The sequence below is a fragment of the Occallatibacter sp. FHG110214_02 genome (assembly GCF_059115385.1).
Map to the genome: position 1 here is coordinate 1 of NZ_JBZYWK010000007.1, position 15,254 is coordinate 15,254.

At 58.4% G+C, this 15,254-nt stretch carries 11 protein-coding genes; 8 read left to right on the forward strand and 3 right to left on the reverse strand.

From position 1 onward, the window contains the following. Window positions 1–414 precede the first annotated feature (414 nt). Together AC5S3R_RS08180 and AC5S3R_RS08185 are read left to right on the forward strand one after the other, a co-directional pair. A complete protein-coding gene (locus tag AC5S3R_RS08180; RefSeq protein WP_494266532.1) occupies window positions 415–1,539 on the forward strand; it encodes a hypothetical protein in 1,125 nt (374 codons plus the stop codon). Window positions 1,540–1,636: 97 nt separating this feature from the next. Then, entirely contained in the window at window positions 1,637–4,723 is a 3,087-nt protein-coding gene (locus AC5S3R_RS08185; RefSeq protein ID WP_494266533.1) for a TonB-dependent receptor, read from the forward strand. 144 nt (window positions 4,724–4,867) lie between these two features. Here the strand turns inward: AC5S3R_RS08185 and recN are convergent, their stop codons facing one another. Beyond that, a complete protein-coding gene (recN, locus tag AC5S3R_RS08190) occupies window positions 4,868–6,550 on the reverse strand; it encodes a DNA repair protein RecN (protein ID WP_494266534.1) in 1,683 nt (560 codons plus the stop codon). A 138-nt stretch (window positions 6,551–6,688) separates the two neighbouring features. Between recN and AC5S3R_RS08195 the strand changes: the two genes are divergently transcribed. From AC5S3R_RS08195 to AC5S3R_RS08220, 6 genes are all read left to right on the forward strand, one after another. Then, window positions 6,689–7,495 carry a MotA/TolQ/ExbB proton channel family protein gene (locus AC5S3R_RS08195; RefSeq protein WP_494266535.1) on the forward strand — a complete coding sequence of 269 codons (807 nt, stop codon included), beginning with the start codon at window positions 6,689–6,691 and terminating at the stop codon, window positions 7,493–7,495. A 5-nt stretch (window positions 7,496–7,500) separates the two neighbouring features. After that, window positions 7,501–7,923, forward strand: coding sequence for an ExbD/TolR family protein (locus AC5S3R_RS08200; RefSeq protein ID WP_494266536.1), 423 nt, complete (start codon window positions 7,501–7,503; stop codon window positions 7,921–7,923). Window positions 7,924–7,928: 5 nt separating this feature from the next. Continuing rightward, window positions 7,929–8,762: a TonB family protein gene (locus tag AC5S3R_RS08205; RefSeq protein WP_494266537.1), complete on the forward strand. Its 834-nt coding sequence runs from the start codon at window positions 7,929–7,931 to the stop codon at window positions 8,760–8,762. A gap of 97 nt (window positions 8,763–8,859) precedes the next feature. Then, the gene (gene tolB, locus AC5S3R_RS08210; protein ID WP_494266538.1) at window positions 8,860–10,230 is read left to right on the forward strand and encodes a Tol-Pal system beta propeller repeat protein TolB; all 1,371 of its coding nucleotides are present in this window, start codon (window positions 8,860–8,862) and stop codon (window positions 10,228–10,230) included. A 142-nt stretch (window positions 10,231–10,372) separates the two neighbouring features. Continuing rightward, the gene (gene pal / locus AC5S3R_RS08215; RefSeq protein WP_494266539.1) at window positions 10,373–11,113 is read left to right on the forward strand and encodes a peptidoglycan-associated lipoprotein Pal; all 741 of its coding nucleotides are present in this window, start codon (window positions 10,373–10,375) and stop codon (window positions 11,111–11,113) included. Between the two features lie 115 nt (window positions 11,114–11,228). Beyond that, window positions 11,229–12,170, forward strand: coding sequence for a tetratricopeptide repeat protein (locus AC5S3R_RS08220; RefSeq protein WP_494266540.1), 942 nt, complete (start codon window positions 11,229–11,231; stop codon window positions 12,168–12,170). An 86-nt stretch (window positions 12,171–12,256) separates the two neighbouring features. Here AC5S3R_RS08220 and AC5S3R_RS08225 read toward each other — a convergent pair whose 3' ends face one another. Then, the gene (locus tag AC5S3R_RS08225; protein WP_494266541.1) at window positions 12,257–13,291 is read right to left on the reverse strand and encodes a 2-oxoacid:ferredoxin oxidoreductase subunit beta; all 1,035 of its coding nucleotides are present in this window, start codon (window positions 13,289–13,291) and stop codon (window positions 12,257–12,259) included. Between the two features lie 3 nt (window positions 13,292–13,294). Continuing rightward, on the reverse strand, window positions 13,295–15,136 hold the full coding sequence (locus AC5S3R_RS08230; protein WP_494266542.1) for a 2-oxoacid:acceptor oxidoreductase subunit alpha: 1,842 nt from the start codon (window positions 15,134–15,136) through the stop codon (window positions 13,295–13,297). Between the last annotated feature and the right edge of the window lie 118 nt (window positions 15,137–15,254).

Genomic DNA, 15,254 nt, shown 5'->3' on the forward strand with positions numbered 1-15,254 from the left:
CCCCAAAATGCGCCCAAGCCACAGCGCATACCTGCTTAATCGAAAGGACTTAGCTAAAACACAGGGGAAGAGATTCCCTCCGGGATCGGGCTGCTTTTTGCTCTGAAAATATATAGAACACAACCGTCGAAATAACACGCAAATGCGGCGGAAAAATTTCTGTAATAGGGGCGCATTCCAGAACCACAACCTATATAGCTTGATAATGAAGTCAGTACTCCCCCGCGCCCTTCCTGTTCACCCCATGCAAGGCTCAAGCGAACCGGCATGTTCTTAAGGGGATCTTAAGGAAATTCAACTATTCTTTTAGTTGTCGTCCTTTTAGCACACTTCTACGTCTACATGTTTGGATGCAATGAATTTTTTAGTTGCAGTTGCGAGCCAGTTGTAAAGGGCTTGCCTGCAGGGGAAGCAATGACACGCAAGGCACGCATTACGACTTCCGCTACGGGGCTGGCTTCCCTACTGGCCGCCCTGCTGATTTTTGTCGCAACCTCCGGCGCGCATGCGCAGGCCGCCGCACGCTTTCTCGGCTCCATAACCGCCATCAATAACGGCACGCTGACCATAAAAACTGACGCAGGCGAAGTACATGATGTAGCAACTCCCGAAGCGGTGGTGGTCAAGCGCATTGAGCCCGGCCAGACAAGCCTGAGCTCTGCGGCAACCATTGCTCTTACGGATTTGGCCGTGGGCGATCGCGTGCTCGTTCTGCTGGACCCCAGCGCCTCTTCCCCCACGGCCCGTCAGATTGTCGCCATCAAGGCGGCGGACGTTGCTCAAAAGCAGCAAAAAGAGCGTGAAGAGTGGCAGCGCAACGGAATAGCCGGCCTCGTAAAGAGCGTCGATGCCTCCGGCGGCGTAATCACCGTTGGAACCGGCGCGGGTCCCACCGCGAAGACGGTCACCATCAAGACAACGGCCTCCACCGTTTTGAAGCGCTATGCCGCGGACTCGGTGAACTTCGACCAGGCGCAGGCAGCTCCCATCGGCGCCATTCATGAAGGCGACCAACTGCGCGCCAGGGGCGACAAGAGCCCCGATGGAGCAACGCTCACGGCAGATGCCGTGGTTTCCGGCACCTTCAAAAACCTTTCGGGAACGATTGCCGCGATTGACCCGGCGGCCAAGACTGTTTCCATTAAAGATCTGGCATCCAAGAAGAACTTCACCATTCACATTGGACCAGACGCGCAGATGCACCGCATTCCGGACCGGATGGCGCAGATGATTGCTGCTCGCCTGAAAGGTGGCACGGCGGAAGGCGGCGGAGGCCAGGGACAAAATCCCGGCGGCAATGGCCGCGGCCCCGGTGGCGGTGGCGATACTTCGCAATTTCTAAACCGCACGCCCGCAATTCAACTTTCCGATCTGCAAAAAGGCCAGGCCGTCATGGTCGTAGCCTCGGACGGCACAACGGACGTAAACGCCATCATGCTGCTGGCGGGCGTGGAACCACTGCTCGAAGCGCCCGCAGCCCGCGACCTGCTCTCAAGCTGGAGCATGGGCGGCGGAGAAGGTGCAGCCGGCGTTCAGTAATTCAGCAATACACCTTTGGTGGCCATTTTTCGTACCAAATTTTGCACGGCAACGTGCACTTGACTTGATTTGTCTCAAGAGAATAACGAGGGGAACTTTGCATTCCGCATTTCAACGTTTCTTTTTGCTTCCGCTGTCCCTGGCGCTAGCTTCCACTGCAATACTGACGGCGCAGGCGCCTGCGCCCGCCGCGACGGACACCGTATCCGCATCGCAGGCCGCTACTCCCGCAACCACGGTAACCATTCGCGGACGCATCACCGACCCCGATGGCGCACTGATTCCCGGCGCTAAGGTGACCATTGCCACTCCCGATGGTAAGACCGTAACCTCCACCACCGCTGACCAGTCCGGCAACTACGAGATTCACGGACTGAAGCCGGGCACCTACGTTGTGCGCTCGGATTTCGCGGGATTCGCACCCTTCCAGTCGCCGGGGATTCCCATCGCCGCAGGCGCAGCCAAGCGCGTCGATATCAAGATGGCCATCCAGGTGGAGCAGCAGAACGTAATCGTCACCGACGATGCTCCGACGGTCAACGTAGAGGCCAGCGGCAACTCGAACGCGATTACGCTCAAGGGCAAAGACCTCGATGCCCTTTCCGACGACCCCGATGAGCTTTCCAACGAGCTCTCCGCACTTGCCGGCCCTTCGGCAGGCCCGAACGGCGGACAGATTTATATCGATGGCTTCTCCGGCGGACAGCTTCCGCCCAAATCGGCTATCCGCGAAATTCGCATCAACCAGAACCCGTTTTCCGCTGAGTTTGACCGCCTCGGCTATGGCCGTATTGAAATTCTGACCAAGCCCGGCACCGACAAGCTGCACGGCCAGTTCTACATCCAGGGCAATGACAGCGGCATGAACACCGGCAATCCGTTCGTGCAGAGCGTGCCCTCGTATTACAGCTACCAGTTCAACGGCACGGTAAGCGGAGCCATCAACAAGAACACCTCGTTCTTTGCCAGCGCGGAGCGCCGCAACATCGGCGACGTAACCTCCTTTCTGCTGAGAGAAGCCGCATTTTTGCAGGATGGCAGCTACCAGGTTTTTGACAACTATTCCGTCGGACAGCCCACGCAGCATAATCGCACCAACGTCTCCGGGCGCATCGACTGGCAGATTGGCGAGAAGAACACCTTCACCGCTCGCTATGGCTTTTATGACGACGAGCAGGAAAACAACCTGAAATCCGGCGCACTGCCCAGCGCGGCCTATCACTCCTCTTCAACCGACCACACGATACAGATCAGCGATTCCTACGTAATCAATGACCACATCGTGAACGAAACGCGCCTGCAGTATCAGCGTACCAACGGGACGGTCACGCCCTACTCCACCGCCCGCACAATTCAGGGCGGCGGAGACTTCGTCGGCGGCGGCTCTTCCACGCAGGCCAGCAGCGACCACACAACGCACCTCGAACTGCAGAACCTGACCACGTGGAGCGCCGGAACGCACGCCATCAAGTTCGGCACGCGCCTGCGCGACGGACGCGATGCCAACTTTACCGACTCCAACTTCAACGGCTCGTTCGGTTTCAGTTCTCCCGACCAGGGCAAGACCACCGCAGGCCAGGTTTACGCCGCGCTGGCCAACGGCCTGCTCGCAGGCCAGACCTACCAGTCGCTGGTCAACCAGGGCTACGCGCCGACGACAGCCACCTACACCACTGGCCAGCAGCACGCCGTGGCGAACATGTTCGACCTCGCGCTGTTCTTCCAGGACGACTGGAAGGTGAACCAGTTCCTGACGCTCTCCGGCGGCGTTCGCTTTGAGTCGCAGAACCACGTTGTCGACCACAATGACTGGGCTCCGCGCTTTGCGCTTGCCTACGCGCTCGACGGCCACAAGGGCGGACAGCCAAAGACTGTTCTTCGCGCCGGATGGGGCATCTTCTACGACCGCTTCCAGACCACCAACCTGCTCGGCATTCAGCACGCCAACATACAAAACAAGATTGTGCTGAACAAGCCCATCTGCGGCGAAACAACTCCCTCCAGCGCAACCTCCTGCGCCGCTCCCGGCGTGTCGCTCGAAAACATGGACCTGAGCACGCTGGTCAGCACCGCTGGTGCAACCGCAAACAACAGCGGCATTCCGCTGCGCTACCGTCTGGATGCACAGTACAAATCGCCCTACACCGGACAGGCCGGTGCAAGCCTGGAACGCCAGGTGACCAAGACGCTGAGCGCGACGTTAACCTACCTGCACTCGCTCGGCGTGCACCAGATGGTAACCACCAACGCCAACCAGCCTGATGCCGATGGCGTCTACCCGGTCAATCCCGCGGGCGGTTATGTCTACCAGTACACGCCCGAGGCTGTCTTCAAGCAGGACCAGTTGATTGCCAGCGTCAATGCGCGCATCAGCCCCCGGCTGAACTTCGTAGGCTTCTACACGCTGGGCTTTGCGCACAGCGACGGCGGCGCGGGCTCGAATGCGTCGAACGCCTACAACATCAGCGAGGATTACGGCCCGGCGACCTTTGTTTCGCGGCACCAGATTTTCGCAATGGCCAACTACACAGGACCATGGCAGTTGCACTTCAACCCCTTCCTGATTGCGCAGGCTGGCAAGCCCTTCAACGTTGTTCTGCAGAACGACTTCCTGAACGGCTTTGGCAACCAGCGCCCCGGCGTAGCTACGGACGCGGAGTGTAACCAGGGCGGACAGTATGTCTCCACGCCGTTCGGCTGCATGGACGCCGACCCGGTATCCGGCGAACAGTTGATTCCGGCCAACATTGGCATGGGACCGGCAGCGGTTGCCTTCAACCTTCGCGTAAGCCGCAGCTTCGGATTCGGTCCGGAGACAGGCGGACGCAGAAATGGCCAGAATGGCGGCGGACCTCCTCCGGGCGGTGGTGGCCCCGGCGGTGGCGGTGGCCGTGGAGGCGGTGCTCCGGGAGGCGGCCTTGGTCCAGGCGGCTTCGGCGGTGGTGGTGGCCGTGGAGGCGGAGGCATGCGCGGAGGGGGTGATGGCGGCACAAACCACCGTTACTCACTGAACCTCAGCGCACAGGCCCTCAACCTGTTCAACAACATCAACTACGGCGGCCCCAATGGAACACTGGGCTCTGATGGCTTCCTGCACTCGACGACGCTGGCTGGCGGCATCTTCAACAGCCCGACAGGTTCAGCGGCACGGCGAATCTTCCTGCAAGCAGTCTTCCAGTTCTAACTTCCCTGCTTCAATGTGGGATAACAGCAAAGGCCGGAGCAATCGCTCCGGCCTTTGTTATTTAAAACTAGAAAGATACACCCTAAAACTATATGCGAATTCGCGAAAACCGCTACAATGTCCAGAAAATAAAAGCCTTCGCAGCTAGCGACTAGCTGCAATCATCTGCGCGGCATGCTGAAGGCTGGTATCGGTAACCTTGGCGCCGCTCAGCATACGGGCAACCTCATGCGTACTGGCGCGCTGGTCGAGCAGGCGAACATTCGTCTTGGTGCGGCCATCCGCTTCCCTCTTTTCAATCAGGAAGTGCTGATCCGCAAAGGCGGCAATCTGTGGCAGGTGGGTCACGCAAAGAAGCTGCTGCCCCCGGCTGAGAGCCTTGAGCTTTTGTCCCACGGCTTCTGCGGCACGCCCGCCAATACCGATATCGATTTCGTCAAAGACCAGCGTGCGAGGCGTGGGAATCTTCCTGTTGTTCTTCGACGAGTGCTCTTCAACCGCAACTTTGAGCGCCAGCATGACGCGGCTCATTTCGCCGCCCGAGGCAATCTCGTGCAGCGGCTTCAGCGGTTCCCCGGCGTTAGTGGCAATGCGGTACTCCACCTCATCCCAGCCGTTGGCGCTCCAGTTCTGCTCGTCGCGCAGGTCAAGAACAGCAATCTCAAACTTCACCTTCATCGCAAGCGAGTTAATCTCCGCTTCTGCCTGTTTCGCAAGCTTTTCCGCGGCGGCTTTGCGAGCTTCTGTCAGGGTGGAAGCGGCCTTTTGATACTCATCAGAAGACTTTTGAACCGCCGCACGCAGCGTCTTCAGTGCCTCGTCGCGGTTCTCCACTTCGCCCAGCTTGCGGCTAATCTCTTCTCCAAATGCAATCACCTCGGCAACCGACTTGCCGTATTTGCGCTTCAAGCGGTCCAGAGCAGCCAAGCGGTCTTCAATCTCGGAAAGCCGGTCAGGGCTGGCGTTGATGCCCTCGGCATAATCGCGCAAGCTGGAGGCAACGTCCCCCACAGTGGCACGCGCCGATTCAAGCTGCTGCGCAGCCTCTGAAAATTTGCTGTCATAGCGGGCCAACTCTTCCACGTTGCGCACAGCCGCACGCAGGCTCACCTCTGCTGAAGAACTGCCTTCATAAAGCTGCTCAAACGCGCCCATCGCGGCGGCATAGAGCTTTTCCGCATTCGCCAGAACGCGCTTTTCCGTTTCGAGCGCATCGTCTTCCCCGGCTTCCAGGTTGGCCGCTTCAATCTCCTTGGCCTGGTAGCTCCACAGGTCCACCATCTTCAGCCGCTCCGCCTCGCCCTGCTGCAAGTCACGCAGCCTGTCAGAGGCATCCTTCCACTTCGCATAAGCCTTTTCAACGGCATCCGTCGAGATGTTGTTAAAGCGATCCAGAAGATGCTTCTGCTGCCCCTGGTCAAAGCTGGTAAGCGTCTCGCTCTGCGCGTGAACCAGCGCAAGCTCCGGCGCAAGCTGCTTCAAAACAGTTACCGTTGCAGGCTGATTATTGATGAATACGCGCCCCTTGCCATTGGAAAGCACCTCGCGGCGCAGAATAATGTCCGCGCCCTCGGAATCGATGCCATTCTCTTCCAGCACAGCCTCTGCCGAAGCAGTGGACTCAAAAACGCAGGAAACGACAGCTTTTTCCGCGCCATGGCGGACGATTTCCGCCGACGCCTTGCCGCCCATCAGCAGCGCAAGTGCATCTACGAGAATAGATTTACCCGCGCCCGTTTCGCCCGTGAGCAGGTTGAGCCCAGGGCCAAAAACAGCGATGGCGTGATCGATAACAGCGTAGTTTTCCGCGCGCAACTCAACTAGCATTTTTTGACCGAATCCGAGCACAGCGTAGCATGAACGGCACAATGTTTTCTTTACGATAGGCTACGAATCGCACAAGATGCACCATCTCGATAACTTGGACGCACCCGCTGCGTCTGTTAACGTAAATCCGAGAGGTCTATGTCTATTTTTACCGCAGCATTATTTCTGTTCCAGCAGTCTGACAGCGATGCAGCAGCGGCTCCGGCAGCTCACAGCTCCGCCTTAATGGAGATGGTGAACAACATGGGTCCGGTTGCCATCTTCGTGTTGATTGTCCTGCTCATCTGCAGCCTCTATTCGTGGACAATCATCCTCGGCAAGCTTTCCCTCTTCAAAAAAGTTACGAATGAGAGCCGCCGCTTCGTCCGCTCCTTCCGCAAGGCCACGCGCCTGCAGGAGATTTCGACGCTGGCTGCGGATTTCAAATCCAGCCCCCTGGCCGCAGTCTTTGAAGACGTCTATGAGACCTACAAGCGCCAGACAGGCGGCTCAGGCCCGCCGCGCAACATGGCAACGCTGGAGCGCTCCGCACAGACCGCCGCAAGCGAGGCCGTCACCAAGCTGGAATCGCGTCTGACGTGGCTCGCAACCATTGCCGGCGTCAGCCCCTTCGTCGGTCTCTTCGGCACGGTCATGGGCATCGTGGAAGCCTTCCACGGCCTCGGCACCGCGGGCGCGGCCACGCTGCGCGCTGTGGCTCCCGGCATCTCAGAAGCGTTGGTTACCACCGCCGCCGGTCTCTTTGTCGCCGTGCCCGCGCTGGTGGCTTACAACCAGTTTGCGTCGCGCCTGCGTGTCTTTGCCTCCACCATTGATGACTTCAGCCGCGAGCTGTTGAACTCGATGGAAGAGATTCCCTCACGGGCCGCGGCTCCTGCTGCTCCGGCAGCCCCTGCGCCGCGCTTTAGTGCGGAAGGTGGGCGTGACCTGCCCACGCGAGGTTAAGCCGCATGGCCTTTACCACTGCCAATGGACGAACGCAGACCTCGCTGGCGGAAATCAACATCACTCCGCTGGTAGACGTGGTGCTGGTGCTGCTCATCATCTTCATGATTACCGCGCCAGTGCTGCAATCCGGCATTGAAGTAGCCGTGCCGAAGACGCGCACGGTAAAAGAAATCACCGAGCAGCGCATCGTGCTGTCAATTGACCGCGAAGGCTCGCTCTTCCTCGGCGATAAGCCGGTAAACATTCACCAACTGCCGGATTTACTGCGCGCAGGCACAACCGACCCGGCGCACAAGGTCATCTATCTGCGCGCCGATGAGCGCGTACAGTTCGGCGTCTTTGCCAGCGCAATGGACGCGGTGAAGCAAGCCGGCATTACCAATATCTCGATTGTGACGCAACCGCTCGAAGGCAAGACCCGATAAGGACGATGAGCACTCTATACGAAGGCGAGCATCTGGAGCGAGAGCTGGCGGGAGAGTCCTTTGCGGCCCCGGCCACAGGCTCCGTGTTGCTGCACCTTGCGCTTGTTGGCGTAGTGATTGCCCTCGGCCTGCTGCGCGGTCTCTTTCATCCTGCAACATGGGGCGGACCTGCCGCAGGCGGCGCAATTCGCGCACAGATTACAAGCACAATTCCCTTGCCCAACGACCAGCCGCCCAACGAGAACGTGCTGGCAACCGAGCATCCAAGCCCCGCGCCTGCTCCCCCTGCTCCTGCGCCTAAAACCAAGGAAGCGGTCGACGAGACAGCGATTCCGGTTCTCGGCAAACAAAAGCAATCCGCACCCAAGGCAGCGCCCAAGACGAATCCGGTCAAGCAGCCCGTCAAGCCCGACACGCGCCCCACGCCAAACAAGCAGCCCATTACAAAGCCCACCAACAAGGCCGAGTACGGCGAGCAGGCCGCCAATAATATTCCGCGCGCCGTGCAGGGCGTAACAACGCCGGGCCCCACATCCGTTACCGAAGGTGACTTCGGCACGCGCTTTGGCTGGTACGTAAACCAGATCAACCGCAAGATGGGGCAAACATGGAACAAATTTGAGGTAAACCCCGCTACGCCAAAGGGCGCGCGCGTTTACATGACATTCACCATCGCCCGCGATGGAACCCCATCGAACGTGCAGTTGGACAAGTCCAGCGGCAGCCCTACACTCGACCGCTCATGCGTCAACGCGGCTCGCCGTGTAGACACATTTGGTCCACTTCCTCCGGGATATGGACAGAGCACGTTGAACGTCTCGTATTATTGTGAGTATTGATTGCTTAGATACACCAGCAGACTTCACACGCTGGCACTTAAAGTTCTTGGCTCTGTTTCTTGAGGCCGGCCGTCATACAGGAAGGACCGCACTGAAGATGAATTCAGGCAAGCACTCCATCATGGATAAGAGATCTCTTCGCTTCCCCGCTGTTCTTTTCGCATTCGTTGGCCTTTGCGCCGCATCGCTCTCCGCGCAGGACTGGGTCCACGCAGGCACGAACCTTGGCAATGCGCGCATTCGCGTCGCCTCGGCAGATTTCAAGCCTGTAGGCGATGACCCGCAGACACCCGCGCTCAAGGCCACCTTCGACACGACGCTCTATAACGACCTGTCGAACGCAGGTATCTTTGACATGGTCTCCAAGAGCCTCGCCCCGCAGGAAACGCCCGGCTCGCCGCAGGAGATTCACCTGCCGCAGTGGTCCGCCGCCCCGGCCTCTGCATCGATGGTGGCCTTCGGTGCGCTCTCCGCAATGGGTGGCAAGCTGGTTGTCTACGGCTGGCTGGACGACGCAGGCAACGCCGCAAGTCCCGTCGTGCTGACCAAGCAGTACAGCGAGACCGCAAGCCAGGAGATGGCCCGCACCATTGCGCATCGCTTCGCCGATGAAATCATTGCGCGTCTCGGCGGCGGCATCAACGGCATTGCCGAAACCAAGATTTACTTCGTCTCAGCCCGTTCCGGCTCCAAAGAAATCTGGGTAATGGACTACGACGGACAGAACGCGCATCCCATCACGCACCTCGGAACCATCTCGCTCTCGCCGCGCGTCTCGCCTGACAACAGCCGCGTAGCCTTCGCCTCACTCGGCAAAGAAGGCTGGGCAATTCGCATGTTCTCGCTCGACCTTGGCCGCGTCGTAGGCTTCCCCGGCGGCTCCGCTGGCGGAAACAACTTCTCTCCCGCATGGTCTGCGGACGGTAGCAGGATTGCATTCTCTTCCGCACGCTCCGGCTCGCCGGAAATCTGGGTAACCGATGCCAATGGCAACGGAGGCCGCCAGTTGACCTCCTTCCGCAAGGCGGACGTTTCGCCAACATGGAACCCCAAGACCAACGCGCAGCTCGCCTTTGTAAGCGGACGCACCGGGTTGCCGCAAATCTACACAATGGAATTGGACGGCTCAAACGTGCAGCGGCTGACCGATGGCGGCTATGCCATCTCACCCTCGTGGTCGCCGAATGGACAGTTCCTCGTCTTCAGTTGGAATCGCAAGTACGGGCCGGGCGCGCCGGGCGGGCAGGATATCTATGTGATGGACATTGCCAGCAAGCGGTGGATGCAGCTTACGCACGAGTCAGGCTCCAATGATTTTCCAAGCTGGGCTCCCGATGGACGGCACATCGTCTTCGAGCGCGGCTCGGGCGGGCATGCCGAAATCTGGTCCATGCTTGCCGATGGTACCGAGCAGCACCAGCTCACCAGGGGCGGCAGCAACTTTATGCCGAACTGGAGCTGGAAATAAACAAATAATGCTGCCAGAGTTGCATCGTAACTATTCAGAACCGTTTCTCTGCTCCGTATTGCGGTAAATGTTGTTGCCAAGAGGTCTAAAATTTTAACGCGTGGGCAGCACACAAGATCGCTGCTGCGGAAGGAGATGCGTCGTGAGATATTCGTATCGTCTGGTAACCCCTGTTCTACTTTTGGCTTCCCTTGGTGCCGTCGCCGGCTGCAAGAAGAAGGAAAAGCCGCTGCCGCCTTCGTCAATGGCTCCCGTTGCCACGGCTCCAGCGCCAACAGCGCACATTTCGGCGTCACCAACCACGATTTCCTCCGGTGACCAGGTAATCATCTCCTGGCATACGACGGACGCAACGAACGTCTCCATTGACGGCATCGGCCCTGTTCCCTCTTCGGGCGTTAAAACGGTGCTTCCGACGGCTTCCACCAGCTACCACCTCGTGGCTCGCGGCGACGGCGGCACAGCCGACGACACGGCCCGCGTAACAGTCTCCGCTCCCCCGGCTGTTGCTGCTCCTTCCAGCGGCCTGAGCGAGGATGAAGAGTTCCGCCAGAACGTGCAGGACGTCTTCTTCGATTACGACACAGCCGAGATCAACGGACCCGGACAGGCAACGCTGCAGAAGGATGCCGCTTACCTGAACAGCCATCCGAATGTGCGGTTTGTAATCGGCGGCTACTGCGATGAGCGCGGCTCGAACGAGTACAACCTCGCCCTCGGCCAGAATCGCGCCGAGTCCGTGAAGACTGCGCTGGTTAACGCCGGCATCGCAGCCAACCGGATTCGCGTTATCAGCTACGGCAAGGAAAAGCCGTTCTGCTCAGAGTCGAACGAACAGTGCTGGCAGCAGAATCGTCGTGGCGGCTTCGCACTCGACAAGTAACCACGAGTAAACCTGATTCCGAATCAGGTCCGTCTAAAATTGAAGGTGAGAGAAATGGAGCGGTCCACGTTTTCGCAATAGCGGCGTGGGCCTCTCCATTTGAAATGGTGAAATCATGCAAAGTTTCCGCCCAACTTTTTTTAAGCTGACCCGTTCCCGCCTTGCCGCCGCGTCGCTGGCCGTGGCGCTGCTTGCCGTTGCTCCCTCGCCTGCCCACGCAGAGTCGAAGGACATGATTGAACTGAAGGCGCAGGTTGCGCAGCTCACCGACCTGGTGCAGCGGCTGCAATCCACCGTGGACTCGCGCTTTGGCGTGCTGCAGCACCTCATTGAGCAGACGGCTGACAACTCCAACCAGGTGGCAGCGGCCATGGGCACGCTGCAGCAGAAGGTGGCAGCGCAGAACGAAGCGCTGGGCGGCAAAGTAGACCAGACCTCCGGGCAGATGCAGTCCGTGAATGACTCCATTGATGAAGTCAAAGCGCGCCTGGCCAAGCTGGAGCGCTCCATTCAAGACTTGCAGGGACAGTTGCAGCAGCAACAGCAGCCTCAGGCCATGCCTTCGGGCGGTGGCGCTCCGGCAGGTGCCGGTGCCATGACAATGAATGGCGCAGGTGCTGCGGCAGCCAATCCAGCGGCCAACGCCGCTCCCCCGTTGCAGGAGACATACCAGGCCGGCGTACGCGACTTCAACGGCGGCAAGTACCAGGTGGCGCAAGGCGAGTTTCAGGACGTCATCCAGTATTACCCGCAGGACGACCTCGCAGGCGGCGCACAGTTCTACCTCGGCGAAATTGCCTACAAATCGCAGGACTATGAGAACGCGGTGAAGGCATACAACGGAGTGTTAGAGAACTTCCCTTCCAGTTCCAAGGCTCCGGCAGCACAACTGCACAAGGGATACGCACTGCTGGCCCAGAACAAGCGCGAGTCAGGAATCGCCGAACTGCGTTCCCTCATTCGCCGCAAGCCCAATTCTCCGGAGGCTATGCAGGCGCGGAGCAAGCTGAATGGAATGGGCGTGAAAACCACCGTAGCTTCAACACGGGAGCAATAACGTTCGTACGCATCTCCCCAAGGGGAACACCTGGCACAAAAGAAAAGCCCCGCTAGCGCGGGGCTTTTCAGTTTCTACTTCCTGCTTTACTGCAGATTCGCCATCAGCTTCGCAAGAACCTCTTTCGAGGGACGCGTAACGGATTCAGGCTGCTGCCCCAGCGGCTCTTCCACCACATTCAGCAGGTCGATAAAGCTGGGCTTTTGAGTATCGATGTAGAAGACGCCCGTCAGCACTTCGCCATTCTCGTGAGCTTCCATGAGAGTTTCCACGGCCTTGATCTTGCTGGTTGGGTCGTAGTCTTCATGCAGCTTCTTGAGGCGCAGGCTGGAACCATCATGCAGCTCCACATCATAAACCTGCCCCGAATCGTAATCCACTTCGATATCTTCAAAGCTGGCTACGAAACCAAGCTCATTGATGGGCTCGTCATGCTCCTGCATGAACTTGTAGCTCTTCGTCGAGCCTTCATGATCGTTGAAGGTAACGCAGGGGCTGATGACATCAATCATCACCGTCCCCTTGTGCGCAATCGCCGCCTTGAGCATGGTGAGGAGCTGCTTCTTGTCACCGCTGAACGAGCGACCAACAAACGTAGCGCCAAGCTGGATAGCAAGCGCGCACGTATCGATAGCCGGAAGGTCATTGATGACGCCCGTCTTGAGCTTCGAGCCAATATCAGCAGTCGCCGAGAACTGGCCCTTCGTCAGGCCGTACACGCCGTTGTCTTCAATGATGTAAATCATCGGAAGATTACGGCGCATAAGGTGAACGAACTGCCCCATGCCGATGGAAGCCGAGTCGCCGTCACCCGACACCCCCACCGTAGTCATGGTGTGGTTCGCGAGAATCGCGCCCGTCGAAACAGCAGGCATGCGCCCGTGCACGGAGTTAAAGCTATGCGCACGGCTTAAAAAATAAGCCGGCGACTTCGACGAGCAGCCGATACCGCTCATCTTCATCACGCGCTCCGGCTCAACACCCATCTCGTAAAGCGCATCAATAATGCGCTCCGAGATAGCGTTGTGACCGCAGCCCGCGCAAAGCGTGGACTTGCCGCCGCGGTACTCAAGGATAGGCAGGCCAATGTGGTTGACTTTAGGTGCGGGTACTGTCGCCATGGCTTAGAGGCCCTCCTTCGTAGCGAACTCTTCCGTAATGCTCAGAGCATCAATCGGCAGGCCGTCATAGTGCAGAATGCTGCGAAGCTTCACAGCCTGCTCCGCTTCAATGTCCAGCTTCAGCAAGCTAGCCAACTGCGCATCGCGGTCTTGCTCTACAACGTAGACGCGCTCATGCGAAGCGATAAAGTCGTGAATCTCCGTAGAGAACGGATAAGCGCGCACACGCAGATAATCCACATCCACGCTGTACTGCTTCTTAATCTGGTCGAGCGATTCCTTCATAGCAAAGTCCGTCGAGCCATAAGCAAGCACGCCAATCTTGGCGCCAACCTTGTGCTCATAAACCGGAGCAGGAACCAGCTTGCGGGCCGTCTCAAACTTACGCGTGAGGCGATCCATGATGTAGAGGTAATCTTCAGGCTTCTCCGAGTAGCCCGCCGAAGCATTATGCCCCGAGCCGCGCGTAAAGTACGAAGCCTTCGGATGCATGGTGCCCGGCAGCGTACGCCAGCCGATACCATCGCCATCCACATCCTTGTAGCGGGCAAAGCTGCCGGCCTTTTCCAACTCCTCAGCCGTAAGAACCTTGCCGCGATCAAGCGGCGTTTCGGGATACGCAAACTGCTCGCTCATCCAGTTGTTCATTCCAAGGTCAAGGTCGCTCAGCACAAAGACCGGAGTCTGCAGCCGCTCCGTAAGGTCGAAAGCATCATGCCCAAACTCGAAGCACTCCTTCACCGAACCGGGAAGCAGAACAACGTGCTTGGTATCGCCGTGTGAAAGAAACGCAGTCGAAAGCAAGTCTGCCTGCGAAGTACGCGTCGGCATACCCGTGGAAGGCCCTGTGCGCTGCACGTCGAAGATAACGCCCGGCAGCTCCGCAAAGTAACCAAGCCCCGCAAACTCCGACATCAGCGAAATGCCAGGCCCTGAAGTAGCCGTCATCGAACGCGCGCCAGCCCAGCCAGCACCAAGCACCATGCCAATCGCGGCAAGCTCATCTTCCGCCTGCACCACTGCAAAAGTAGCCTTGCCATCTGCGTTCACGCGAAACTTCTTAAGCAGGTCCGTAGTCGCTTCCACCAGCGAAGTAGACGGCGTAATCGGATACCATGCAACAACAGTCACGCCCGCAAAAACCGCACCCATACCGGCAGCAGCGTTGCCGTCGATAATGATTTTGCCCGACGTCTTATCCATCGCTTCAATAACGTACGGGTCCTGCTTGACCAGCTTTTCGGCAGCGTAATCATGACCAGCCTTGACCGCGCTAAAGTTGAGGTCAAACACCTTCTGCTTCTTGGCAAACTGCTTTTGAACGGCCTTTTCTACAACAGCAAGATCGATAGAGAGAAGCTGGGCAACAACACCGACATACACCATGTTCTTGACCAGCTTGCGCAGCTTGGCCACTTCGCACACGGCGGCGGTTATCTTGTCAAAGGGAACGGGATAACAGACAACATCATCGCGATACTGCTTAAGGTTGAGGTTTTCCTCGTAGATGGCGACCGCGCCGGCGGGGAGAGAGAGGATGTCGTCTTTGGCGGTTTCGGGGTTCAGCGCTACCAGTACTTCCGAGTTGCGCTTGCGGGCCACATAGCCGTCCTTGCTTGCTCGGATGGTGTACCAGGTAGGAAGTCCGGCGATGTTCGACGGGAAGAGATTTTTTCCGCTGACGGGAACTCCCATTCCGAAGATGCTTTTCAGCAGTACGCTATTGGCGGATTGCGAGCCGGACCCGTTCACCGTTGCTACGTTGATGCTGAAATCGTTGACCACGCGTTGGTGCGCGTGTGTTTCACCCTGCGCTTGACCCAGGGCCAGGTCTCCTGTCGCCATTTGGCGGGATTCCCTTCAAAAAGAGTCTACGCAACAGAAAAAAACCCGTTGCGCTAGCTGTAGAAAAATTATAGGCGTGTAAGTGATACATTGTCCCGCTATACGGGCCGAATTTCAG

Bases quoted from the DNA above. Each gene is read 5' to 3' on its own strand.
- AC5S3R_RS08180 (WP_494266532.1), top strand. From the start codon at position 415: ATGACACGCAAGGCACGCATTACGACTTCCGCTACGGGGCTGGCTTCC.
- recN (WP_494266534.1), bottom strand. From the start codon at position 6,550: ATGCTAGTTGAGTTGCGCGCGGAAAACTACGCTGTTATCGATCACGCC.
- AC5S3R_RS08195 (WP_494266535.1), top strand. From the start codon at position 6,689: ATGTCTATTTTTACCGCAGCATTATTTCTGTTCCAGCAGTCTGACAGC.
- AC5S3R_RS08200 (WP_494266536.1), top strand. From the start codon at position 7,501: ATGGCCTTTACCACTGCCAATGGACGAACGCAGACCTCGCTGGCGGAA.
- AC5S3R_RS08205 (WP_494266537.1), top strand. From the start codon at position 7,929: ATGAGCACTCTATACGAAGGCGAGCATCTGGAGCGAGAGCTGGCGGGA.
- tolB (WP_494266538.1), top strand. From the start codon at position 8,860: ATGAATTCAGGCAAGCACTCCATCATGGATAAGAGATCTCTTCGCTTC.
- AC5S3R_RS08220 (WP_494266540.1), top strand. From the start codon at position 11,229: ATGCAAAGTTTCCGCCCAACTTTTTTTAAGCTGACCCGTTCCCGCCTT.
- AC5S3R_RS08225 (WP_494266541.1), bottom strand. From the start codon at position 13,291: ATGGCGACAGTACCCGCACCTAAAGTCAACCACATTGGCCTGCCTATC.
- AC5S3R_RS08230 (WP_494266542.1), bottom strand. From the start codon at position 15,136: ATGGCGACAGGAGACCTGGCCCTGGGTCAAGCGCAGGGTGAAACACAC.